Annotated in this window: 20 protein-coding genes; 9 read left to right on the plus strand and 11 right to left on the minus strand. The window is 74.4% G+C overall.

All coding sequences use genetic code 11. The features are described from left to right. Window positions 1–435: 435 nt before the first annotated feature. The 3 genes from FGE12_RS26070 to FGE12_RS26080 form a co-directional block, all read right to left on the minus strand. The gene (locus tag FGE12_RS26070) at window positions 436–678 is read right to left on the minus strand and encodes a hypothetical protein (protein WP_153869331.1); all 243 of its coding nucleotides are present in this window, start codon (window positions 676–678) and stop codon (window positions 436–438) included. A gap of 79 nt (window positions 679–757) precedes the next feature. Then, a complete protein-coding gene (locus tag FGE12_RS26075; RefSeq protein WP_153869332.1) occupies window positions 758–2,173 on the minus strand; it encodes an MATE family efflux transporter in 1,416 nt (471 codons plus the stop codon). 22 nt (window positions 2,174–2,195) lie between these two features. Beyond that, complete coding sequence (locus tag FGE12_RS26080) at window positions 2,196–4,280, minus strand: beta-propeller domain-containing protein (protein ID WP_370459155.1); 2,085 nt, start codon at window positions 4,278–4,280, stop codon at window positions 2,196–2,198. A gap of 346 nt (window positions 4,281–4,626) precedes the next feature. Between FGE12_RS26080 and FGE12_RS26085 the strand changes: the two genes are divergently transcribed. Beyond that, window positions 4,627–4,878 carry a hypothetical protein gene (locus FGE12_RS26085; RefSeq protein ID WP_153869333.1) on the plus strand — a complete coding sequence of 84 codons (252 nt, stop codon included), beginning with the start codon at window positions 4,627–4,629 and terminating at the stop codon, window positions 4,876–4,878. 14 nt (window positions 4,879–4,892) lie between these two features. On the opposite strand, the gene FGE12_RS26090 is transcribed toward FGE12_RS26085, so the two are convergent. Beyond that, window positions 4,893–6,698 (minus strand): Hsp70 family protein, encoded by a 1,806-nt coding sequence (locus tag FGE12_RS26090; protein WP_153869334.1) that lies wholly within the window; start codon window positions 6,696–6,698, stop codon window positions 4,893–4,895. 183 nt (window positions 6,699–6,881) lie between these two features. On the opposite strand from FGE12_RS26090, the gene atpH reads away from it, so the two are divergent. Next, a complete protein-coding gene (gene atpH, locus FGE12_RS26095) occupies window positions 6,882–7,427 on the plus strand; it encodes an ATP synthase F1 subunit delta (RefSeq protein WP_153869335.1) in 546 nt (181 codons plus the stop codon). Between the two features lie 83 nt (window positions 7,428–7,510). On the opposite strand, the gene FGE12_RS26100 is transcribed toward atpH, so the two are convergent. Further along, on the minus strand, window positions 7,511–8,098 hold the full coding sequence (locus tag FGE12_RS26100) for a hypothetical protein (protein ID WP_153869336.1): 588 nt from the start codon (window positions 8,096–8,098) through the stop codon (window positions 7,511–7,513). Window positions 8,099–8,474: 376 nt separating this feature from the next. Between FGE12_RS26100 and atpA the strand changes: the two genes are divergently transcribed. From atpA to FGE12_RS26115, 3 genes are all read left to right on the plus strand, one after another. Further along, the gene (gene atpA, locus FGE12_RS26105) at window positions 8,475–10,022 is read left to right on the plus strand and encodes a F0F1 ATP synthase subunit alpha (protein ID WP_153869337.1); all 1,548 of its coding nucleotides are present in this window, start codon (window positions 8,475–8,477) and stop codon (window positions 10,020–10,022) included. 150 nt (window positions 10,023–10,172) lie between these two features. Further along, window positions 10,173–10,718 (plus strand): hypothetical protein, encoded by a 546-nt coding sequence (locus FGE12_RS26110; RefSeq protein ID WP_153869338.1) that lies wholly within the window; start codon window positions 10,173–10,175, stop codon window positions 10,716–10,718. Between the two features lie 97 nt (window positions 10,719–10,815). After that, window positions 10,816–11,214, plus strand: a complete 399-nt coding sequence (locus FGE12_RS26115; protein WP_153869339.1) for a hypothetical protein — start codon at window positions 10,816–10,818, stop codon at window positions 11,212–11,214. An 18-nt stretch (window positions 11,215–11,232) separates the two neighbouring features. Here the strand turns inward: FGE12_RS26115 and FGE12_RS26120 are convergent, their stop codons facing one another. Then, window positions 11,233–11,697 carry an MgtC/SapB family protein gene (locus FGE12_RS26120; protein ID WP_153869340.1) on the minus strand — a complete coding sequence of 155 codons (465 nt, stop codon included), beginning with the start codon at window positions 11,695–11,697 and terminating at the stop codon, window positions 11,233–11,235. A 144-nt stretch (window positions 11,698–11,841) separates the two neighbouring features. On the opposite strand from FGE12_RS26120, the gene FGE12_RS26125 reads away from it, so the two are divergent. After that, complete coding sequence (locus FGE12_RS26125) at window positions 11,842–12,651, plus strand: hypothetical protein (protein ID WP_153869341.1); 810 nt, start codon at window positions 11,842–11,844, stop codon at window positions 12,649–12,651. 201 nt (window positions 12,652–12,852) lie between these two features. On the opposite strand, the gene FGE12_RS26130 is transcribed toward FGE12_RS26125, so the two are convergent. Further along, window positions 12,853–14,157: an MFS transporter gene (locus FGE12_RS26130; protein ID WP_153869342.1), complete on the minus strand. Its 1,305-nt coding sequence runs from the start codon at window positions 14,155–14,157 to the stop codon at window positions 12,853–12,855. 126 nt (window positions 14,158–14,283) lie between these two features. Here FGE12_RS26130 and FGE12_RS26135 point away from each other — a divergent pair, with 126 nt between their 5' ends. Beyond that, window positions 14,284–15,126 (plus strand): hypothetical protein, encoded by an 843-nt coding sequence (locus tag FGE12_RS26135; RefSeq protein ID WP_153869343.1) that lies wholly within the window; start codon window positions 14,284–14,286, stop codon window positions 15,124–15,126. Between the two features lie 25 nt (window positions 15,127–15,151). Here FGE12_RS26135 and FGE12_RS26140 read toward each other — a convergent pair whose 3' ends face one another. Both FGE12_RS26140 and FGE12_RS26145 read right to left on the minus strand, forming a co-directional pair. Further along, entirely contained in the window at window positions 15,152–16,105 is a 954-nt protein-coding gene (locus tag FGE12_RS26140; RefSeq protein ID WP_153869344.1) for a slipin family protein, read from the minus strand. A 32-nt stretch (window positions 16,106–16,137) separates the two neighbouring features. Then, complete coding sequence (locus FGE12_RS26145) at window positions 16,138–16,770, minus strand: NTP transferase domain-containing protein (RefSeq protein ID WP_153869345.1); 633 nt, start codon at window positions 16,768–16,770, stop codon at window positions 16,138–16,140. A gap of 180 nt (window positions 16,771–16,950) precedes the next feature. On the opposite strand from FGE12_RS26145, the gene FGE12_RS26150 reads away from it, so the two are divergent. Further along, a complete protein-coding gene (locus FGE12_RS26150) occupies window positions 16,951–17,856 on the plus strand; it encodes an alpha/beta fold hydrolase (RefSeq protein WP_194798292.1) in 906 nt (301 codons plus the stop codon). A 77-nt stretch (window positions 17,857–17,933) separates the two neighbouring features. Here the strand turns inward: FGE12_RS26150 and FGE12_RS26155 are convergent, their stop codons facing one another. Beyond that, a complete protein-coding gene (locus tag FGE12_RS26155) occupies window positions 17,934–18,500 on the minus strand; it encodes a hypothetical protein (protein WP_153869346.1) in 567 nt (188 codons plus the stop codon). Between the two features lie 114 nt (window positions 18,501–18,614). Continuing rightward, entirely contained in the window at window positions 18,615–19,202 is a 588-nt protein-coding gene (locus FGE12_RS26160; RefSeq protein ID WP_228531118.1) for a hypothetical protein, read from the minus strand. Between the two features lie 82 nt (window positions 19,203–19,284). Between FGE12_RS26160 and FGE12_RS26165 the strand changes: the two genes are divergently transcribed. Then, window positions 19,285–20,073, plus strand: coding sequence for a phosphatase PAP2-related protein (locus tag FGE12_RS26165; RefSeq protein WP_153869347.1), 789 nt, complete (start codon window positions 19,285–19,287; stop codon window positions 20,071–20,073). Window positions 20,074–20,215 lie beyond the last annotated feature (142 nt).

Consider the following 20,215-nt stretch of genomic DNA (forward strand, 5'->3'; position numbering starts at 1 on the left):
CCTCGGCGGACACCTCAAGCGCAACGGCCCCCCCGGCTGGCAGACGCTGGCCCGCGGCCACGAAGCCCTCACCGCCGCTCTCGTCGGCTTCCGCGCCGCAACATGTGATCAATCTTGAGGAACGTTTCGTCCACGGCCCCTGGCGGCCCGGCGGAGGCCTGGAATGAAGCTTCCATCCAGGCCTGGCGGGCGCCTGAGGGGACCCCAAGTGCTGTAGATTGTTCAGGAAATCCCCCGACATTCCAGAACAGGCGCGCGCGACCTCGCGCCCGAGAGGGTCCCCCTCAGGTGACCGGAGGCCCTCCCGGTGAGGGGGCTCCTTCGCCTGCGTCACCCCGGAGCGCCGCGCAGTCCGACGCCCCGCCGCGCTCGGCAATCGCGTGCGGTGACCGTCCCTTCCGGCTTCCCTTCAGAGCCTGCCCCGCGCGTGCTCCCTCAGCCCGCTCCGAGTGCGAGGGCGGCCTTCACGTTGGAGATCTGCGTGTCCACGCGGCCGAGCTCCGCGCGCACCTCGAACAGCTCGGCCTCGGCGTGCGGGCGGCGCGCCTCGGAGAGGTGGACGAGGGCGCGCTGCAGCCGCCGGCACCGGGCGCGCAGGTGCTGGGCGTGCACTGCCAGCTCCATCAGCTGGCGGTAGAGGCGCGCATGGGAGTTGGACGCGAGGTGCGGTTCGATCATGGCGCTCGCGTGAGGCTAATCACGCGCTGCGCGGTGACCCGCTGCGGGGGCAGGCTCGCCTGCCCGGACGCTCGGCCCCCTAGGAGCCCTCGGAGCTCTCCGAGCCCAGGGGCCGGATGATGCCGGCGCTGATGCGGTTGAAGCGCCACACGAGCGCGAGCGCGACGGCGGTGAGCCCCACGCACAGCCCCCACCAGATGCCGACCACGCCCTGCCCGAGCCAGAAGCCCAGCAGCAGGGCCACCGGCAGGCCGATGGCGTAGTGGCCCACCATGTTGGCGAGGAAGGTGAAGTGGGCCTCGCCCGCGCCGCGCAGCACGCCGGCGCCCACGCCCTGGATGCCGTCGGAGATCTGGAACACGGCGGAGACCACCAGCAGCGGCGCGGCGAGCCGCAGCACGTCCGGCGGGGCGCCGGCAGCGCGCGCGAGCGGCTCGGGGAAGAGGGCGAAGAAGAGCGCGGAGAGGGACATGAAGCCCGCGCCCGCGGCGAAGGCGACGAAGCCCGACTGGCGGGCCTGGGCGGTGTCGTGCGCGCCCACGGCCCAGCCCACGCGCACGCTGCCCGCGTTGCCGATGCCCATGGCCACGGTGAAGGTGAGGCTCGCGAAGGAGATGGCGATCTGGTGGGCGCTGACGCTCGCGGGGCCGAAGCGCGCGGAGAGCAGGCCCGCGAGCGCGAAGACGCCGATCTCCGCGCCGATGTGCAGCCCGATGGGCAGCCCCACGCGCACGGCCTGGCGCAGGTCGGGCAGGTGCAGGGCGCGCCGCGGGCGGCCGGACTCCTGCTCGGGCGCGGGCACGTAGCGCACGGCGAGCGCCACGAGGGCCCACTGCAGGATGCAGCCCAGGGTGGTGGCGATGGCCGCGCCCGAGGCACCGAGCGCAGGGATGAGCCGCAGGGGCCCCGTCCACGCGGGCAGGCCCGCGCCGCCGAACACGAGCAGGATGTCCGCGCCCAGGTTGAAGAGGTTCGCCACCACGGTGGCCACCACGAGGGGCCGGGTGAGCGCGGCGGCCTGCAGGTAGGAGCGCGTGCTGAAGTAGAGGAACACCAGCGGCAGGCTGGGCGCGCGCAGGAGCAGGTAGCTGTGCACCTGGGAGAGCTCGGCGGGGCGCACGCCGAAGAGCGGCAGGAGCGCCGGCGCGAGCAGGATGGGCACGGCGAGCAGCAGCCCCAGCGCCACCGCGAGGTAGCCCCCCTGCCACAGCAGGGCTCGGGCGCGGCCCGGGGTGCGCGCGCCGAAGGCCTGCGAGATGAGCGGGTCCAGGCCGGCCATCATCCCGATGCCGAAGCCGCTCACCGCGAAGAAGAGCATGTTGGCGAGCCCCACCGCGGCGAGCGCGGAGGTGCCCGCGCGCCCCACCACCACGGTGTCCACGAAGCCCATCAGGGCCTGGCCCGCCTGGGCGATGGCGATGGGGAGCGCGAGCCGCACGAGCGCGCGCGCCTCGTCGGCGGGGGAGTGGGGCGTGGGGGCGGCGGCGGCGCTCATGGCTGCCGCCGCCTATAGCGGCTCAGGGGCGCTGGAGGAAGAAGGGCGCGGTGGCCAGGGGCGAAGTGAGCGCGTCCTGGCGCGCCACGCGGATGCCCGCGTCGCTGATGGCGTACACGAAGTCGTCCGCCATCACGCTGCGCCGCACCCAGGGGCTCCAGGCGTAGCTCCACTGCGCGTCGCCGTAGGTCATGTACAGGTCGCGCAGGCCGAGGCTGCCGCGCGCCTGGATGCCGCCCTCCACGCTGACGGAGAAGAGGCGCAGGTCGCTCACGAAGGTGCCCCAGGGGTCCGAGCCGCTCGGGGTCCAGTCCGAGAAGGGGATGGCGAGCAGGCCGCGGGCGGGGAAGTAGTTGAAGGCCTTGTGGCTGTAGAGCGCCTCGCTGTAGCCCGAGGAGGTGCCCACCGTCTGGGTGGAGAGCTCGCGCGGGTGGGCGAGGTCCGTCACGTCGAAGAGGCTCACCTTGAGGGCGCGGCTCTGCCAGGTGCCGCCCGCGTCGCGCGCCTCGCCCACGGCGAGCAGGTGTCCCTCGTCCAGCGGGTGCAGGTAGGTGCTGAAGCCCGGCAGGGTGAGCTCGGCCACGGTGCGCGGGTGGGCGGGGTCCGAGAGGTCGAAGGTGAAGAGCGGGTCCACCTGGCGGAAGGTGACGAGGAAGCCGCGGGTGCCCACGAAGCGCGCGGCGAAGACGCGCTCGCCCGGGGCGAGCTCCGCCGTCTTGCCGAGCGGCGCGAGCTGGCCGCCCTCCTGGCGCAGCGTCCACAGGCGGCTCGCCGTCTCGGTGGGGCCCCAGGGGGCCTGGGGGGTGGGGTCCAGGCGGCGGGTCACGGTGGTGGCGATGCGCAGCACGCCCTCGCGCTCGTCGAGGCTGAACTGATCCTTGGGGTAGCCGTCCACGCCGCCGGTGGCCACGTAGGTGGCGCGCGCGGGGTCCAGGAGGCTGAACTTGTGCAGGTAGGTGTGGTCCTGCTGGCCGGGCTCGGGCCACCACCACCAGTGGGCGCTGGCCACGTAGAGCGCGTCCTGCGTCGCGTACACCACGCCCGGCTCGGCGAGCAGGCGGGTGCGCCCGGGCACGCTGCCCTCGGGCGCATCCAGGTTCACGGTGGCCACGGTCATCACGCCGGCGCGCGTGGGCGCGGTGTTGCGGTGGAAGTCCCCGCAGGAGAGGCCGAAGTCCTGGCGGCTGCCGTCCGCGCGGCGGCGCCAGCCCTCGCGCACCCAGGTGGAGAGGGGCTGCGCGCGGATGAGCGCCTCGTTCGAGTCCTCGAGCGCGTCGAAGGCGGCGAGCAGCGCGTCCTTGTCCTGCGCCTTGCCGTCCCGCGGCTGGGGCCAGAAGGAGACGCCCTGCGGCCAGCGGAAGGGCTCGGCGAGCACCACGCGCAGCGAGCCCGCCACGCGCCGGGCCGTCTGGTAGGAGCCGGGCAGGTACAGCTCGTCCACCACGCGCGGCGCGCTGAGGGTGGAGATGTCCACCACGGTGAGCTTGGTGGTGTTGTCGCCCCAGCCGCCGCAGCCCTCGATCATCGCGCACGGGGCGGCGATGCCCAGCACGGGCCGCTGCTCGTACACGCTGGAGAGCACCGTCACGCGGTTCTTCTCCGGCTCGAAGAACATCTCGGTGGGCCAGCCCTCGACCGCGAGCGAGGCCACCGTCTGCAGCTGGTCCGCGGGCCAGCTGCGCGCGAGCTGCAGGCGCCCGCCGCTCAGCGCGAGGATGCGGGTGCCGTCGTTCTTCACGAAGTCCGGCTCGTCCACGCCGGCCACCTGGGTGTTGGTGGTGGTGAAGTCCTGGGGCCCGCCCGCGGCCCCGCCCGCCGAGGGCGTGCTGGGCGCCGGAGCGCCCACGTCCTCCATCGGCGGGTACCAGAAGCCGCCGCCCCGGCGCACCTGCTCCTTGCTCTGCTCGAGCTGCGAGCGCATGTCGCGCACCGCCTCGTCCTCGAGGTGGCGCTCGAGCGCGGGACAGGAGTCGAAGGCCTCCAGCCGCGCCTGGCTCTGCACCGCCACGTTCTCGTGCTTCGCCCCGCTGCCCCCACAGCCCAGCGCCGCCGCCGCCGCCAGCGCCGCCGCCGCCCCCCACAGCCTTCCCTGCTCGCGCGTCCGCACGTGTGATCCCCCTCCGAAAGGCGCCTCCCGGCCGGCGCGCCTGCTCCCGGGGCCCGCCGCGGTGCCACCCCTGTGCCAGCCGGAGGGCCCCTCCAACCGCCCGAAAGCACGGGCCTTCCACCTCCCGCGCGCTTCAGAAAGCTGAGGGCGTGCGGGGAGCCCCGAGCGGGAAACTGAGGCCGTACATTTTTCCAGGCGCGGGGGTGTAATTCCTTCGTCCTTCGCGCGGGGCGCTTCGCCAAGTGCGCGACACCACTGGCGAGCAGGCTGGCACGCGGCGCGCAACGCGCGGGGCCCAATGCGCCGTCGCACCTCCGAAGACTCTCCACCTCCCAGGCCCCTGCGCGTGGTCATCAGCACGGGCGCCTGGCGCCAGCTGGGGCTGGTGCCGGCCGGGGTGTTCCGCCGCATCAAGGAGGAGATGGACGACTTCGCCAGCGGGGTGGCGGACGGGGTGCTCGCGCGCACCGAGAACACGGTGGCGCGCTTCCCCTTCCACTTCAGCATCGGCGAGTTCGCGGCCCTCTGTGACGTGGACCCGGTGGAGCGCACGCTCACGCTGCAGGAGGTCGCGCGGCGGCTGCCGCGCGACGACTGAGCGCCGGGCCTGCGCTACACGCCGTGCAGCAGCGAGAGCAGCTCGCGGCTCACGCGCATGCGCGGCTCCTTCGCCTCGGGGCCGGTCTGTCCCGCGAGCGCGTGCCCCTCGGCGAGCAGCGTGCGCACGCGCGCCACGGCCGCGTCCGAGGCGGGGCCGGGGTTCTCGCGGGCGCTGGTCTCCAGCACCTTCGCGAGCCGCTCGCCGCGCTCGAGCACGCGGCGGAAGGCCTCCTCGGAGCGCGCGTCCGCCTCGGCGCCCGCCCACGCGGCCTGCTCGCGGGTGAGGCGCTCCAGCTCCGGGGCGCCCGTGGCCGCGCGCGCCTCCAGCTGCACCGCCTTGGCGATGCCCGTGTTGAGGTCCGTCACCCGCACGCTGAGGGTGCCCTCGGTGGAGAGCTCGAAGCTCACCTCCACGGGCGTCTGGCCGCGCTCGGCGGCCTGCAGCTCGCGCAGCACCACCTCGCCCAGCTGGGTGTTCTCGTCCGCGCGGGTGCTCTCGCCCTGGTAGACGGGGATGCGCACCTCGGTCTGGTGGTGGGCCGCGGGGTGGAACACCTCGCGCACGGCCACCGGCACCGGCGTGTTGCGCGCGATGAGGTGGCGCACGATGCCGCCCATCATCCCCACGCCCAGCGAGTGGCCCGCCACGTCCAGCAGCAGCGTGTCGCCGCGCTTCGCCTCCAGCTCCGCCGCGTGCACCGCGGCGCCCAGCGCCACCGCCTCGTCCGGGTGGACGCCTTCGGCCGGCGGGCGCCCGAAGGTGGCGGTGACGAGCCGGCGCACCAGCGGCACGCGCGTCATCCCGCCCACCAGCAGCACCGCGTCCAGCTCCTCGGGGCCGAGCTTCGCCTCGCGCAGCACGCGCTCGCACACCTCGAGGCAGCGGCGGCTGAGCGGCTCGCTCAGCGCCTCGAAGAAGGCGCGGGTGAGGGCGGTGTGCACGCTGCAGCCGCCGGCGAGCCCCTCGAGGTCGATGGCCACCTCCTCCGCGTCGGTGAGCGCGCGCTTGGCGCGCTCGGCCGTCACCTTGAGGCGGCTGAGCGAGAGCGGGTCCCTCGCCACGGCGTCGCGCTGCTGCGGGTCCACCTGGGCGAGCAGCCACTGCACGATGCGCTGGTCGAAGTCCTCGCCGCCCAGCTGCGCGTCGCCGCCGGTGGCCTTCACCTCGAAGACGCCCTCGCGCACGTCGAGCACCGAGACGTCGAAGGTGCCGCCGCCCAGGTCGAACACGAGCGCGCGGCCGCTGAAGCCGCGCGACAGCCCGTACGCGAGCGCCGCCGCGGTGGGCTCGTTCACCAGGCGCAGCACCTCCAGCCCCGCGATGCTCGCCGCCTCGCGCGTGGCCTGGCGCTGCGAGTCGTCGAAGTGGGCGGGCACGGTGACGACGCAGCGGCGCACCGGGCGCCCGAAGTAGGCCTCCGCGTCCAGCTTCAGCTCGCCGAGCACCGCGGCGGACACCTGGGTGAGCGGCAGCACGCGCCCGCCCAGCTTCACGCGCACGTCGCCGGCGGGCCCCGGGTGCAGCGCGTAGGGCACCACGCTCTTCGCCGCCGCCGCCAGCTCCGGGGTGTAGCGCCGCCCGATGAAGCGCTTCGTCGCCCACGCCACGTTGTCCGGCTGCGTCTCGGCGAGCAGCTGCGCGCGCTCGCCCACCAGGCGCTCTCCGGCGCGCGTGATGCCCACCACGCTGGGCGTGAGGCGCGCGCCGGTGCGCGTGGGGATGAGCCGCGGGCGGCCGTCCTCCGCGCTCACGGTCGCGATGACGCTGTGGGTGGTGCCCAGATCGATGCCGACGACGGGTTCGCGGTGTTCGCGCATGGAGATGCGCCGCACGCTAGACGCCCCGGGAGCCGGCGCGCCAGAGGGCGGGGGCGCAAGCGCGCGTGCCTACATTGCAGCAGGGCTGCGGGGGGCGAGCAGGGAGGCTTGGGCCCGGGGCCCGCGCGGGGTGGCCACGGGCGTTGCCGGGCGGCCGGAGTGCGTGGTAAGCGCGCGCTCGCCATGGCCAACGTCTCCATCTCCCGCCGGTACGCCCGCGCCCTCCTCTCCGTCGCCTCGGAGGCGAACCGCGTGGACGCGGTCGCCCAGCAGCTCTCCGCCCTCGCCGGCGTGCTCGAGAAGAGCCCGGAGCTCACGGACGTCCTGCAGAACCCGGCCTACAGCCGCCCGCAGCGCGAGCGCGTGGTGGAGGCGCTGCTGGGCATGGTGGGCGGCGCGGAGCCCACGCTGGCCAACGCGCTGCGCCTGCTCAACGACCGCAACCGCCTCACCTTCCTGCCGGACATCGCCCGCGTGTACCGCGACATGGCGGACGCCAAGGCGGGCCGCGTGCGCGGCCAGGTGGTCACCGCCACCCGCCTGCCGGACGAGGTCATCGCCCGCATGCAGCAGCAGCTCACCCAGCTCACCCGCATGGACGTGGTGCTCAGCGCCCGCGTGGACCCGGCGGTCATCGGCGGCGTCTCGGCGCAGGTGGGCGGCACCCTCTACGACGGCACCCTGCGCACCCAGCTCGAGGACCTGCGCCGCGAGCTGAAGCAGCGCTAGGGCGCACTCAGTCCCATGAAGCACGACGGGGGCGGCGCTCATCGAGCGCCACCCCCGTTTGCTTTCCGGCCTGCAGCCCGGAGCTAGAACGCGAAGCGCAGCTCCACCGCCGGGGCGAGGAACAGGTCCAGGCCCACGCGGTTCTCCACCGCGTTGTTGCCGTTGCCCACGTTGCGGCCGTAGCCGAAGTTGGCCACGTCCACCGTGGCGCGCAGCACGAGCGCGTCGGCGAGCGGGTGGTCCACCGCGAAGCCGCCGCGCAGGCCGAACTCGATGCGGCTGGGCGCGCTCTCCGCGTCCCGGAAGCCCGCGTTGAAGAGGCCGTGGAGGCTCAGGCGGTTCGCCCCCGAGCCGCTCAGGTACTTGCGCACGCCCAGGTTCAGGCCCACGCCGCCGTCCACCAGGCTGTTGCCGTTCTCCCAGCCCACCCCGAAGCTGCCGAAGCCGCCGAGCACCAGCGCCGTGTCGCCGCTCAGCATGTACTCGAGCGAGGCGCGGGGGGTGAAGCCGTTCGGGTTGTTCGGGTCGTTGCCGAACACGGTGACGCCCGCACCGGCGCCCACCGACCACTGCCCGCCCGTGGGCGAGGAGACCTCGTTGCTGCGCTCCTGCGCCGAGGCCGCCCCGGCCACCAGCGCACCGCACACCACCATCAGCTTCATTGCACGCACGTCAGAACCCCTCTGAATCGGATTGTCCGCGCTCGGGGGGCAGGACCCTCCCGCCCCGGCGCTCAGGGGGTGCCGTGTAGATCGGGGCCAGGGTGCGGGCCAGAAAACGGCCTATCCGGGTCTTGGGGCACCCCCCGGAGCCTGCGGAGCGGCGCGGGGAATTGATCCTGGAAGTTCGCGCGCGGCGCGGCCGTTCTCCCCTGGCGCAGCGCAGCAGCACGCCGCTAACACCCCGGATAAAGCCGCGTTCTGGGTCGTGCTTCACGCGTTGCGGCCGGGGGGAACCCCATGCTAAGGGGGCCCCGCTTTCGCAGCGCCGAGTGAGGCCTCGCCTCCAGCGCGCCGCTTCCGCTTCACTTCAAGGGCAAAGACTCTCATGGAAATCCGCGCCGACGAGATCAGCAGAATCATCCGCGAGCAGATCAAGGACTACGGCAAGAAGGTGACCGTGGCCGAGACCGGTACGGTCCTCTCGGTCGGCGACGGCATCGCGCGCGTCTACGGCCTCGAGGGCAGCCAGGCCGGCGAGCTCGTCGAGTTCCCCAACGGGGTGAAGGGCCTCGTGCTCAACCTCGAGGAGGACAACGTCGGCGTGGCCATCATGGGCGCCTTCCAGGACATCCGCGAGGGTGACACCGTGAAGCGCACCGGGCAGATCGCCAGCGTGCCGGTGGGCAAGGGCCTGCTCGGCCGCGTGGTGAACGCGCTCGGCGAGCCGGTGGACGGCAAGGGCCCCATCCAGGCCACCGAGACCCGCCGCCTCGAGGTGAAGGCGCCCGGCATCGTGAAGCGCAAGAGCGTGCACGAGCCGCTGCAGACCGGCATCAAGGCGCTCGACGCGCTCGTGCCGATCGGCCGCGGCCAGCGCGAGCTGATCATCGGCGACCGCCAGACGGGCAAGACCGCCGTCGCGCTGGACGCGATCATCAACCAGAAGGGCAAGGGCGTGTACTGCGTGTACGTCGCCATCGGCCAGAAGCAGTCCACGGTCGCCCAGGTGGTGGAGAAGCTCACCCGCTACGGCGCGATGGAGTACACCATCGTGGTCGCCGCGAACGCGTCCGACCCGGCCCCCATGCAGTTCTTCGCGCCGTACGCCGGCGTGACCATGGGCGAGTACTTCCGCGACAACAAGATGCACGGCCTCATCGTGTACGACGACCTCTCCAAGCAGGCCGTGGCGTACCGCCAGCTCTCGCTGCTGCTGCGCCGCCCGCCGGGCCGCGAGGCGTACCCGGGCGACGTGTTCTACATCCACAGCCGCCTGCTCGAGCGCGCCGCGAAGCTCTCGGACGAGGAGGGCGCGGGCTCGCTCACCGCGCTGCCCATCATCGAGACGCAGGCGGGTGACGTGTCCGCCTACATCCCGACGAACGTCATCTCCATCACCGACGGGCAGATCTTCCTCGAGACGGACCTCTTCTTCTCCGGCGTGCGCCCGGCGATCAACGTGGGCCTCTCGGTGAGCCGCGTGGGCTCGGCCGCGCAGATCAAGGCCATGAAGCAGGTGGCCGGCTCGATGAAGCTCGAGCTCGCCCAGTACCGCGAGCTCGCCGCCTTCGCGCAGTTCGGCTCGGACCTGGACAAGGCCACCCAGGAGACGCTCGCCCGCGGCGCGCGCCTCGTGGAGCTGCTGAAGCAGGGCCAGTACGCCCCGCTCTCCGTCGAGCGCCAGGTGATGCAGATCTACGCCGCCACCAACCGCGACGACGCGGGCAAGCGCGGCTGGATCCGCAACGTGCCGGTGGCGGACGTGGTGCGCTACATGACCGAGTTCCTCGAGTTCTGCGACGGCAAGTACCCGAACCTCGCCACGGACATCGCCGCCAAGCGCGAGCTCACCGGCGACATCAAGGCCGCGCTGAACAAGGCCCTCACCGAGTTCAACGACGTGTTCCAGGCGACCCCGGGCCTCAAGGCCTAGTCGCTCGGACCCACCCGTCGCCTCCCGAGGCCCCGCGCTCCCCCAGGGAACGCGGGGCTTCGCATTTGCGGGGGCAGCGGGCGCCGGACGCAATCGGGTTCCCCCTGCGCCGTATCCCGGGTGTCCCCGCTGCACCCGTGGAGTCCCGCCATGCGCCCCTGCCTGCTCGCCGCCGCCCTCGTCGCCCTGCTCGCCGCGCCCGCGGCCTTCGCGGTGGACGTGAACAAGGACCTGTCGAAGAGCGCGAAGGCCGAGGGCGGGCGCTGCCACATCACGCTGGAGCCCGGGGACGTGCTGGTGGAGCGCAAGGACCTGGTGCTGCAGCCGGGGCAGACGGTGCACGACGCCGTGGCGCTCGAGGGCAACGTGGTGGTGAAGAAGGGCGCGGTGGTGAAGAGCGTGGTCGCCTTCCACGGCACGGTGACGGTGGAGGAGGGCGCCGAGGTGCTCGGGGACGTGGTCTCGCTGGGGGGCGAGCTGCGCCTGCAGCCGGGGGCGCGCGTGGGCGGCAACGCGCTCGCCCTCGGCGGCAAGATGAAGCGCGCGGACACCGCGAGCGTGAAGGGGGACCAGCTGAGCCTCGGCGGCCTCGAGCTGAACGGCGTGGACCTGGTGGGCGGCCTGCTGACGAAGGTGCTCGGCGACCTGAAGGACTGCCGCGTGGAGCTCGAGGGCGCCGAGGCCTCGGCGAAGTAGTCGCAGCCGGGCCTACGCCCGCGCCTTGAGGCCCACCTGCGGAGACGCTCTAGGGTCCAGGGGAGAGCACGCCTGCTCCCCTGCCCTGGACCCGCCGATGCCCCAGCCCCTCCGCCCCGCGTCTGGCACCCCGCTGCCCTGGGTGCTGCTGCTGCTGGTGCTGGGGCTCACCGCGGCGCTCGCGGTGGCCGGCGGGCGCTCGGTGCACGCGCTCGCCACGCGCCACGCCCAGGCGGAGCGCGAGGCAGCCGAGAGCGAGGCGCGGCTCGTGGAGCAGCTCGCCCTGCGCGAGAGCCTGCAGCGGCGGATGAAGGCCCTCGAGGAGGAGTCCGTGCGCCTCACCCGCGAGCGCGACGCGCTGCAGGCCCAGCTGCAGGCGCGGCCCGCGCCCCGGGTGAAGGCCGCGCCCAAGGCCGAGCGCCGCAAGCGCCTCGCGGACGCCAAGCAGCGCGCCCGCGCGGCGGGCCTGCCCCGCAGCGCCACCGCCGCGCGCTGAGGCGCGGGAGCCCCGCGCTCAGTCCTCGGGGGAGAGCGGGGTTGGCGCGTCCGGGAGGGGGCTTCGCGGTGGGAAGAGATCGGTGACGAAGAGGATGACGGCGGTGGCCACGCCCACGGTGAGCCCCAGCACCCAGTAGCCGGTGCCGATGGCGAGCCCCGAGGCGCCGGTGATCCACACGGCGGCGGCCGTCTTGATGCCGCGCACGTCCGTGCCGCCGCGGAAGATGACTGCGCCGCCGAGGAAGCCGATGCCCTGCATCAGCCCCTGCAGCGTGCGGCTGAGGGCCGCCGGGTCCGACTTCGCGAGGTACTGCCCCACGAGCATGTACGAGGTGCTGCCCAGCGCCACGAGCACCATGCCGCCGATGCCGATCGCCTTGCGCTGGCGGCGGCGCTCGAAGCCGATGAGCGCGCCCACGACGGTGGCCATCAGCAGGCGGGTGAGGATCTCCAGGGCATCGTGCAGGTTCGGCTCGTCCATGGGGCGCCACTCTCGCGCAGCGCCCGGGCCCTGCGGCGCCGGACCCCGCGCTTCTGTCGCCCGGGAGTCCTTCAGGAGTCCGCGCGCCCGGCCCCCTGCTCGCCCCGGGCGCGCCGCGCGCGCTCGGCTAGGCTGCCGCGCGCCATGACCTCCGTGCTCGCGCTGAAGCTGCTGCTCGCCCCCGGCCTCGTCACCGCCGCGAGCCTCGCGGGCCGGCGCTGGGGCCCCGAGGTCGCAGGCTGGCTCGCGGGCTTCCCGATGATCGCCGGCCCCATCGCGCTGTTCTTCGCGCTCGAGCAGGGCGCCCTCTTCGGCGCCCACAGCGCGCGGGGCACGCTCGCGGGCATCGCCTCGCTCACGGCGTACACGGTGGTGTACGGCCACGCCGCGCGCCGGGGCCGCTGGCCGGGGGCGCTCGCCGCGGGCTACGCCGCCTTCCTCGCGGGCACGGCCCTGCTGCACGCGCTGCCGGCGCTGAGCGCGGGCGCGGCGCTGCTGCTCGCGCTCGCGAGCCTCGAGCTGGGGCTGCGCGCCCTGCCCCGCCCCGCGGAGGCGGCCCCGGCGGCGGCGGCGCCCGGCCGCTGGGACCTGCCGGTGCGCGCCGGCGCCACGCTCGCGCTGGTGCTGGGCCTCACGGCGCTCGCCGCGCGCCTGGGGCCCGGGCTCAGCGGGCTGCTCGCCCCCTTCCCCGTGGCGAGCGCGGTGCTCACCGCCTTCGCGCACCAGCAGCAGGGCCCGGAGGCGGCGCTGCGGCTGCTGCGCGGCGTGCTGCGGGCGCTGCGCGCCTTCGCCGCCTTCTTCGCGGTGCTCGCGCTCGCGCTGGAGCCGCTCGGCATCCCGCTCGCGTTCGCCGCGGCGCTGCTCACCGCGGGCGCCGTGCAGGCGCTCGGGATGCTCGCGACGGGCCGCGCGCCGGCGCCCGCGCCGCTCGCGCTGCCCACGCGCGGCGAGTAGCACGGAGCGCCGAGTCCGCGTCGCAAGCGCTGCGCGCTGCGCCGGGCGGCGCGGTGGACTCGCGCTGCACGCGCCGGGCGCGGCGGGGGCCCTGCGCCGCTGGCACGCGGCGGGCAATCGCCGGCCCGCGTCGCTCGCGCGTGGCGAGCCGCGCTGAGCGCTGCATCCGGAGCGGCAGCACCGTGGAGCGCCCGGCCGCCGCTACAGCACCGTGGAGCGCTCGGCCTCCTCCGCCTCCACCTCGGCCTCCACCTGCGCGGCCGTGGCCGGGGTCACGTCCTCGAGCCGGTTCACGCGCCGCAGCTCCGGGAAGCGCCACGCCCACAGCGCCACCACGGCCAGCGTGCCGAGGCCGCCCACGATGACCGCGGGCACCGCGCCGAGCCACTGCGCGGTGAGGCCGCTCTCGAACTCGCCCAGCTCGTTGGAGGCGCCGATGAACACCATGTTCACCGCGCTCACCCGGCCGCGCATCTCGTCCGGGGTGGCCAGCTGCACCAGCGTGCTGCGCACCACCACGCTCACCATGTCCGCGGCGCCCAGCACCGCGAGCGCCCCGAGCGAGAGGAACAGGTTTCGCGAGAGCCCGAAGGTGAGGGTGGCGAGGCCGAACACCGCCACGCAGACGAACATCGTGCGCCCCGCGCGCCGGCGCAGCGGCCGGTTCGCGAGCACCAGCGCCATGGTGCCCGCGCCCACCGCGGGCGCGCTGCGCAGCAGGCCCATGCCCCAGGGGCCGGTGTGCAGGATCTCCGCCGCGAAGATGGGCAGCAGCGCCACCGCGCCGCCCAGCAGCACGGCGAAGAGGTCCAGCGAGATGGCGCCGAGCACCACCTTCTGGTGCCACACGAAGCGCAGGCCCGCCACCAGCCGGTCCCACGAGCGCGTTGCGGACACCCGGTGCGCGATGCGCGTGCGCATCCGCCCGATGAGCAGCGTGGCCAGCGCCATCAGCGCCGCGCAGATGAGGTACACGCCCGCCGCCTCCACCCCCCCGTACGCGAGGCCGCCCAGCGCGGGGCCCGTGATGGTGGCGATCTCCAGGATGGACGAGCTCCACGCGAGCGCCGAGGCCAGGTGCGCGTTGGGCACCAGGCTGGGCACCAGCGACTGCCCCGCGGGCCCGAGGAAGGCGCGCCCCACGCCCAGGAGCACCAGCACCGCGTAGAGCGCCCCGAGCGAGGGCACGTGCATGCGCGCGAGCGCGAAGAGCAGCAGCGCGCACACGCTCAGGGTGGCGTAGCAGACGAGCAGGATGCGGCGGCGGTCGAAGCGGTCCGCCGTGTCCCCGGTGAGCGGGCTGAGCAGCACGGCGGGCAGGAACTGCGCGAGCCCCACGTAGCCGAGGTCCAGCGCGCGCCCGGTGAGGCTGTACACGTGCCAGCCCACCGCCACGGACTGCATCTGGATGCCGAGGGTGAGCAGCAGGCGCGCGGCCTGGTAGAGGCGGAAGTCGCGGTGGGCGAAGACGGCGCGGGGCCCCACGGCGGGTGTGGCGGTGTCCATTCGGCCTCCCGAATACCGCCCGCCGCCCCCGCGCGCCACGCCCGCGTCCAGCGCCCCAAGATTGAATAATCGCGCAGAGCAGGCGTCCAGGCAGCGCTCCCCTCTCCCGTCTCCCAGGCGGACCCCATGCGCCCCTCTGCCCTCCTCGCCTCCCTCGCCCTGCCGCTGCTGCTCGCCGCCCCGTCCGCCGAGGCCCGCTTCGGCAAGCGCAGCAGCTCCGAGAAGCCCGCTGCCGAGAAGCCCGCGCAGGACGACGCCCCCCACGCGGCCACCCCGCCCGGCGAGGAGCCCGAGCGCTACGAGGGCCGCGGCAGCGACCGCCCCTGCCGCGACTGTGACGGCGGCAGCGTGGTCGCGGGACTCCTCTTCAACGTGTTCGCGCCCCCGCATGCCACGCGCTCCCACCTGCACGTGGAGGTGAACGAGGCTCCCACCCGCAGCTACTTCCCCGTGACCCTCACCCTGGGCCTCGAGGGGCTCGCGCTGCCGCGCTCCGAGGGGGGCGGCGCCGCGGCGCGGCTCGCGCTCGAGGGCGCGCGCTGGGGCGTCTCCTTCCGCGTGCTGGGGCTCGGGCTGCGCGCGGACGACGGCAGCAACGCCACCGACAACCTCTCGCTTGCGGACGCGCAGCTCACCTACGCGCTGGTGGCGATGGACCGGGTGCGGCTGCGGCTGGAGGCCGGCGTGAACGCGGCGCACGGGCCGGACGTGGACTTCCTCTCGCCCGCCTTCGGCAGCTCGCTGGAGGCGTGCGTGGCGGGCCCGCTGGACGTGGAGGCGCGCCTGCAGCTGGTGCCCTTCCCGGACCGCGTGCTGGACGCGCAGGCCGGCCTGATGCTGCACCTGGGCGCCTTCGCGCTGCACGGCGGGTGGCGCGGCCTGGTGCTGGACGACGCGGGCTACGTGGACGGCGTGCGCCACACCGACGCGCTGGGCGGCCCCTACGTCGGAGCGTCGGTGGTGTTCTGACGCGCCGCGCGCCGGCCGCGCCCGCTCAGGCCCCGGGCTTCACCCGGCCCAGCGCCTCGAGCACCTCCACCGGCACCGCGAGCACCACGGTGTTGGAGGGCGAGGAGCCCAGCCCGTCCAGCGTCTGCAGGGTGCGCAGCTGCATGGCGCCGGGGCTCTGGGCCATGGTGGCCGCGGCGGCCGAGAGGTTGAGCGCGGCCTCCTTGTCGCCCTCGGCCTTGGTGATGGTGGCGCGCTTCTCGCGCTCGGCCGAGGCCTGCCGGCTCATCATGCGCTTGAGCTCCTCGGGCATGTTGATGTCCAGCAGCCGGATGCTGTCCACGTGGATGCCCCAGGAGCGGCTGCGGTCCTCCACCACCTGGGCGATCTGCGCCTGGATCTGATCGCGCTCGCTCAGCAGGTCGTCCAGGCTCATCCCGCCGATGACGTCGCGCAGGGACGCCTGCGCGTACTGGCTGATGGCGTAGCGGTAGTCCTGCACGGTGACGACCGCGCGCTGCGGGTCCTGCACCTGGAAGAAGATGACCCCGTCCACCATCACCGGCACGTTGTCGCGGGTGATGACCTGCTGGTGGGGGATGTCCAGGGTGAGCAGGCGCGTGTCCACGAAGCGCGCGTTGTCCGCGACGGGGAAGACGAAGATGACGCCGGGCCCCTTGAGGCCGTGGTAGCGCCCGAAGCGCAGCACCACGGCGCGCTCCCACTGCGCCGCCACGCGCACGATGCGGCTCACCCACAGCGCGGGGACCAGCGACACCAGCAGCGCCACCGGGAACACGGCCGCCGCGCCGAGGCCGCCGCCCACCGCCGCGCCGATGCCCAGCGCGAGGGCGAAGCCCACCGCCCACGTCACGAAGAAGAGCACCGTGCGCAGCGGGCGCCCGAGCGACACGTGCTCGCCGCTCAGGCGCGACGCCTGCGCGGCGTTGCGCCGGGCCATCGCCACCTGCGCGAGCTGCTTCGCCTCGTCCACGTTCATCCGGCCCCCTCCGTGCGGGTAGGGCCCGGACGCTAGCCCTGCGCCGCCGGGGCGTCACCCTTGCGCGCGCGGCGCTTGGGAGGCGGGGCCAGCTTCGGCTCGCTGCCGAAGAGCCGCTCGTAGATGTCCGGCGCGTTGATGTTCACCACCACGCCGGGGTCCTTCACCGTCACGCGCTTGAGCCCCAGGCCCGCGAGCGCCGGCTCCAGCTGGGTGCCCTGCGCCGCGAGCAGCTGCTGCGCGCCCTGGCGCGAGAGGATGAGCGGGAAGCCCGGGGCGCCCTCGAACTCGGGCCGCAGGCCGGTGCCGTCCGGGGTGCTCTTGAGCAGGCTCTTGAGCGTGGTGGCGCGCAGGGTGGGCATGTCCACCGGGTGCAGCAGCACCGCGTCCGCGCCCTCCTCGAGCGCCGCGCTCAGCCCCGCCTTGACGCTCGCGAGCGGCCCCTCCTGCCACGCGGGCGAGTCCACCAGGTGCAGCGCCGGGTGCTGGGCGCGCACCGCGTCCGCGTCCTTGCCCACCACGCCGAGCACGTGACAGCCGGCCTTGCCGAACGTCGACGCGAGCGACTGCAGGAAGCTGCGGCCGCCCTCGTGCTCGATGAGCGCCTTGGGGTGACCCATCCGCTTCGCCTCGCCTGCTGCGAGGATGACTGCAACCGCGTTCATGCCCGTTGCTCCTTGAAGAGGTCTTGAGGACGAGGTCCAGAGGTCTCCCGGGGACGGTGCCACGCCCGCCGCGGGGTGGCCGCGCCTCGCACGGGGGCGCGTTCGTTACCCAGCACTCCCCTGCCCCTGCTGTCCGCCAGCGCGCGCGGGCGTCGGCCTGCGCGCGCAGACTCGGGCGCCGTGCCCGAGCTGCCCTCCTTCGTCTCCCGTCACTATCCGTTCCACCCGCGCCGCGTGCCGCTGCCCTCCGGTGCGTACCTGAGCTGCGTGGACGAGGGCGCGGGGCGCCCGGTGCTGCTGCTGCACGGCAACCCCACCTGGTCATTCCTGTATCGCAAGGTCATCGCAGCGCTGCAGCGCGGGCAGGGAGCGTCCCTGCGAGCGGTGGCTCCGGACCTGCTGGGGCTGGGCCTGAGCGACAAGCCGCGCGCGCTCCGGGCGCACTCGCTGCAGGGCCACGGCGAGGCGCTGCTCGCGCTGGTGGAGGCGCTGGACCTGCGGGACGTGGTGCTGGTGGTGCAGGACTGGGGCGGGCCCATCGGCGCGTGGATGGCCGCGCACGCGGGCGGCCGGGTGACGGGGCTGGTGGTGATGAACACCTCGCTGCTCGCGCCGGTGAGCTTCCGCGCCACCGCCTTCCACCGCTTCGCGCGCGTGCCCCTGCTCAGCGACCTGGCGTTCCGGGTCGCGGGCTTTCCGCTGGGGGTGCTCGGGCGCACCCAGGCGGACCCGCGCTCCATCTCGGGCGACGTGGCGCGCGCCTACCGCTGGCCGCTGCGCCGCATGCGGGATCGCGCCGCGCCGCTCGCGCTCGCGCGCATGGTGCCCAGCCACGCCGGGCACCCGAGCCTCCCCGCGCTGCGCGAGGGCGAGGCCTGGGCGCGCGCCTTCCGGGGCCCGGTGGAGCTGGTGTGGGGGCTGCAGGACCCCATCCTCGGCCGGGCGCTGCGCCGCCACCGCGAGGCCCTGCCCCACGCGCGCGTCACCGAGCTGCGCGCAGGCCACTTCCTCCAGGAGGAGTGCCCCGAGGAGATCGCCGCGGCCATCCGCCGCGTCGCCGCCGCCTCCGCGCCGCCGGGCGCCTGAGCGCCCGGAAACGGCTGCGGCCCGACCCTCGCTGCTGCGCGAGGTGCCGGGCCGCAGGAACCGCAGGTCCCCTGGGATTAGCGGTGGCCGTCGGGGTTGGTCGTGGTGCCGGTCGACGAGCCGGTGCTGCTGCTGGTGTCGCTGGTGGTGCTGCCCGAGCCACCCGTGCCACCGTTCGGGTCGCTGGTGGTGCTGCTGCCCGAGCCGCCCATGGTGTCCGAGCCCATGGAGCCGGAGCCGGTGGAGGTGTCGGAGCCCGTGGTCGTCCCGGAGCCGCCGGTGCCCGGGTTGTTCGGGTCCATGCTGCTGCCCGGAGGCGTGGTGGTGGTGGGGTCGGTCGTGGTGCCGGAGGCGCCCGACGCGTCGCTGCCGGTGCTGGTGCTGCCCGAGCCACCCGTGCCCGGAGGCGTGGTGGTGGTCCCGGTGCCCGTGCCGGTATCCGTGCCGGTGCCGGTGGTCGTACCGGTGCTGGTGCCCGTGCTGCTACCCGTGTCGGCGCCGGTGCCGGTGTTCGTTCCGCTTCCGGTCGCCCCGGTGTTCGTCGAAGAGCCCGACTCGGACTTGTGGGCGCAGGCCGGCATCACCGCCATGGCGCCGCCGAGGACACCCACCAGCACGAGCCGCTTCATGAGCTTGGTCGTCATCGAATTCATCTCCAGTGAAATGAGGGATGCCCTCAAGGCTGGGGATGAAGGGGGGCGGCGACAACGTACCGGGAATCTGTGCGGGCCTCCTCCTCTGGAGGGCGAGCAGGCGGCCTAGCCGCCGCGCTGTACGCCCTGCAGCAGCCTGCGGAAGTCCTTCTGCGCCGCGGCCACGGTGCGCGCCGGGCCGGTGAGCTTGAAGAAGACGGGGCCCTCGGGCCCTCCCTCCACGATGGCGCCGAGCAGGCGCCAGCCCGGCTTGGGGGTGGCCGGGCCCATCATCATCCCGCTCGCGTAGGTGCCCTGCACGTCCACCGTGGTCATGCGCAGGCCGTGCACCTTCTCCTGCGTGCGCTTCGCGTCCGCGTCCACCGGCGAGCCGTCCGGCCGCTTGAACTGGGAGAGCCAGCGCTTCACGTTCGCCTCCACGTCCCCGCCCTGCCCCGCGCCGAAGTGGAACACCGCGAGCTCGGCGGGCTCCGCGTCTCCCTGCGCGGGCGCGAGCCGGTAGGTGGCGGCGCGCATGGGACGCTCGGGCTCGAGCGTCCAGGCCGCGGGCGGGCTCCAGGTGAGGCCGCCGGCGGCGCCCTTTGCGCTGCCCTTCGCGGGGCTCGCCGCGGCACCGTGGGCGGGGGCCTGGGCGGAGGGGGCAGGCGGGGCGGCGGCGGCGAGCAGCAGCAGGGCGGCGAGCGGAGCGTTCATGGCCGCTCCACCCTAGCGCCCGCGGCCTGTCGGGGGCGGGCCGCGTTTTGCTTTTGCTCACATCCGCGCTAACTCCCCGCCCATGTCCCCGCTGCCCGCGCGGCCGCTCGCGCCCGCGCCCCCGCCCGCTCCCACCGCGCTCCCTGCGCCCCGCCCCGCGCGGCCGCTCGCGCTCGCGGTCGCGGGCGCGGTGGCGTTCCGGCTCGCGTGCTTCGCCGCGATGGTGTGGCTCGCGCTGCTCGCGGAGGCGCGCCCCGCGCCGCACCTGCCGGACGCGCTGCTCGCGCGCGTGCCGTACGTGGCGTGGGTGGACCGCTGGAACTACGCGCTGTGGACGGTGGCGTACGTGCCGGTGGCGCTCTTGCTGCTCGCGCGCGATGCGCGCCGCTTCTGCCGCTACATGGTGGTGAGCGGGCTGCTCGCGCTGGTGCGCGGGGCGTGCATCCTCGCCACGGGCCTGGGGCCCACGCGCGGGGCGGACGTGAACGCAGGGATGGACGCGGCCGCGCGCCTGCGCGCCTTCGCGCACCTGGCGAGCCCCGTGGACGTGTTCGGCTCGGACGCGCCGCACGCCTACCTCACCAAGGACCTCTTCTTCTCCGGGCACACCGCCACCACGCTGCTGCTGCTGCTCTACGTGTGGCGCTTCCCGCGGCTGCGCGCGTGGATGATCGCGGGGCACGTGCTCGTCGTCGCGAGCGTGTTCCTCGCGCACCTGCACTACACCATCGACGTGGTGGGCGCGTACGCGGTCACCTTCAGCCTCTTCGTGCTCTGCGAGGGCGAGCTGCGGCGGCTCCTGTACGGCCCCGGCGCCGGGCACCATGGGCCCGCAGACGGGGTCGAAAAGCGCCCCACCCGCACGCCCTGAGCGCCTGCGCAAGCACCGCGCGCGCAATGCAACTCAGGTGCAATCAGAATGACGCATAGCGTTGATTCCCGAATCTAGCGCCGTGCGTCGAAAGCGTGTTACGCAGCCCGCTCCGGTCGTCCAACGGAGGGGGTTTCACACA

The sequence above is a fragment of the Aggregicoccus sp. 17bor-14 genome (genome assembly GCF_009659535.1).
Classification (GTDB): domain Bacteria; phylum Myxococcota; class Myxococcia; order Myxococcales; family Myxococcaceae; genus Aggregicoccus.

Excerpts from the sequence above, each read along its gene's own strand:
- FGE12_RS26110 (WP_153869338.1), top strand. The coding sequence starts at position 10,173 with ATGCGCCCCTGCCTGCTCGCCGCCGCCCTCGTCGCCCTGCTCGCCGCG.
- FGE12_RS26120 (WP_153869340.1), bottom strand. The coding sequence starts at position 11,697 with ATGGACGAGCCGAACCTGCACGATGCCCTGGAGATCCTCACCCGCCTG.
- FGE12_RS26145 (WP_153869345.1), bottom strand. The coding sequence starts at position 16,770 with ATGAACGCGGTTGCAGTCATCCTCGCAGCAGGCGAGGCGAAGCGGATG.
- FGE12_RS26155 (WP_153869346.1), bottom strand. The coding sequence starts at position 18,500 with ATGACGACCAAGCTCATGAAGCGGCTCGTGCTGGTGGGTGTCCTCGGC.
- FGE12_RS26140 (WP_153869344.1), bottom strand. The coding sequence starts at position 16,105 with ATGAACGTGGACGAGGCGAAGCAGCTCGCGCAGGTGGCGATGGCCCGG.
- FGE12_RS26160 (WP_228531118.1), bottom strand. The coding sequence starts at position 19,202 with ATGAACGCTCCGCTCGCCGCCCTGCTGCTGCTCGCCGCCGCCGCCCCG.
- atpH (WP_153869335.1), top strand. The coding sequence starts at position 6,882 with ATGGCCAACGTCTCCATCTCCCGCCGGTACGCCCGCGCCCTCCTCTCC.
- FGE12_RS26075 (WP_153869332.1), bottom strand. The coding sequence starts at position 2,173 with ATGAGCGCCGCCGCCGCCCCCACGCCCCACTCCCCCGCCGACGAGGCG.
- FGE12_RS26135 (WP_153869343.1), top strand. The coding sequence starts at position 14,284 with ATGCGCCCCTCTGCCCTCCTCGCCTCCCTCGCCCTGCCGCTGCTGCTC.
- FGE12_RS26125 (WP_153869341.1), top strand. The coding sequence starts at position 11,842 with ATGACCTCCGTGCTCGCGCTGAAGCTGCTGCTCGCCCCCGGCCTCGTC.
- atpA (WP_153869337.1), top strand. The coding sequence starts at position 8,475 with ATGGAAATCCGCGCCGACGAGATCAGCAGAATCATCCGCGAGCAGATC.
- FGE12_RS26070 (WP_153869331.1), bottom strand. The coding sequence starts at position 678 with ATGATCGAACCGCACCTCGCGTCCAACTCCCATGCGCGCCTCTACCGC.
- FGE12_RS26090 (WP_153869334.1), bottom strand. The coding sequence starts at position 6,698 with ATGCGCGAACACCGCGAACCCGTCGTCGGCATCGATCTGGGCACCACC.
- FGE12_RS26165 (WP_153869347.1), top strand. The coding sequence starts at position 19,285 with ATGTCCCCGCTGCCCGCGCGGCCGCTCGCGCCCGCGCCCCCGCCCGCT.
- FGE12_RS26115 (WP_153869339.1), top strand. The coding sequence starts at position 10,816 with ATGCCCCAGCCCCTCCGCCCCGCGTCTGGCACCCCGCTGCCCTGGGTG.
- FGE12_RS26130 (WP_153869342.1), bottom strand. The coding sequence starts at position 14,157 with ATGGACACCGCCACACCCGCCGTGGGGCCCCGCGCCGTCTTCGCCCAC.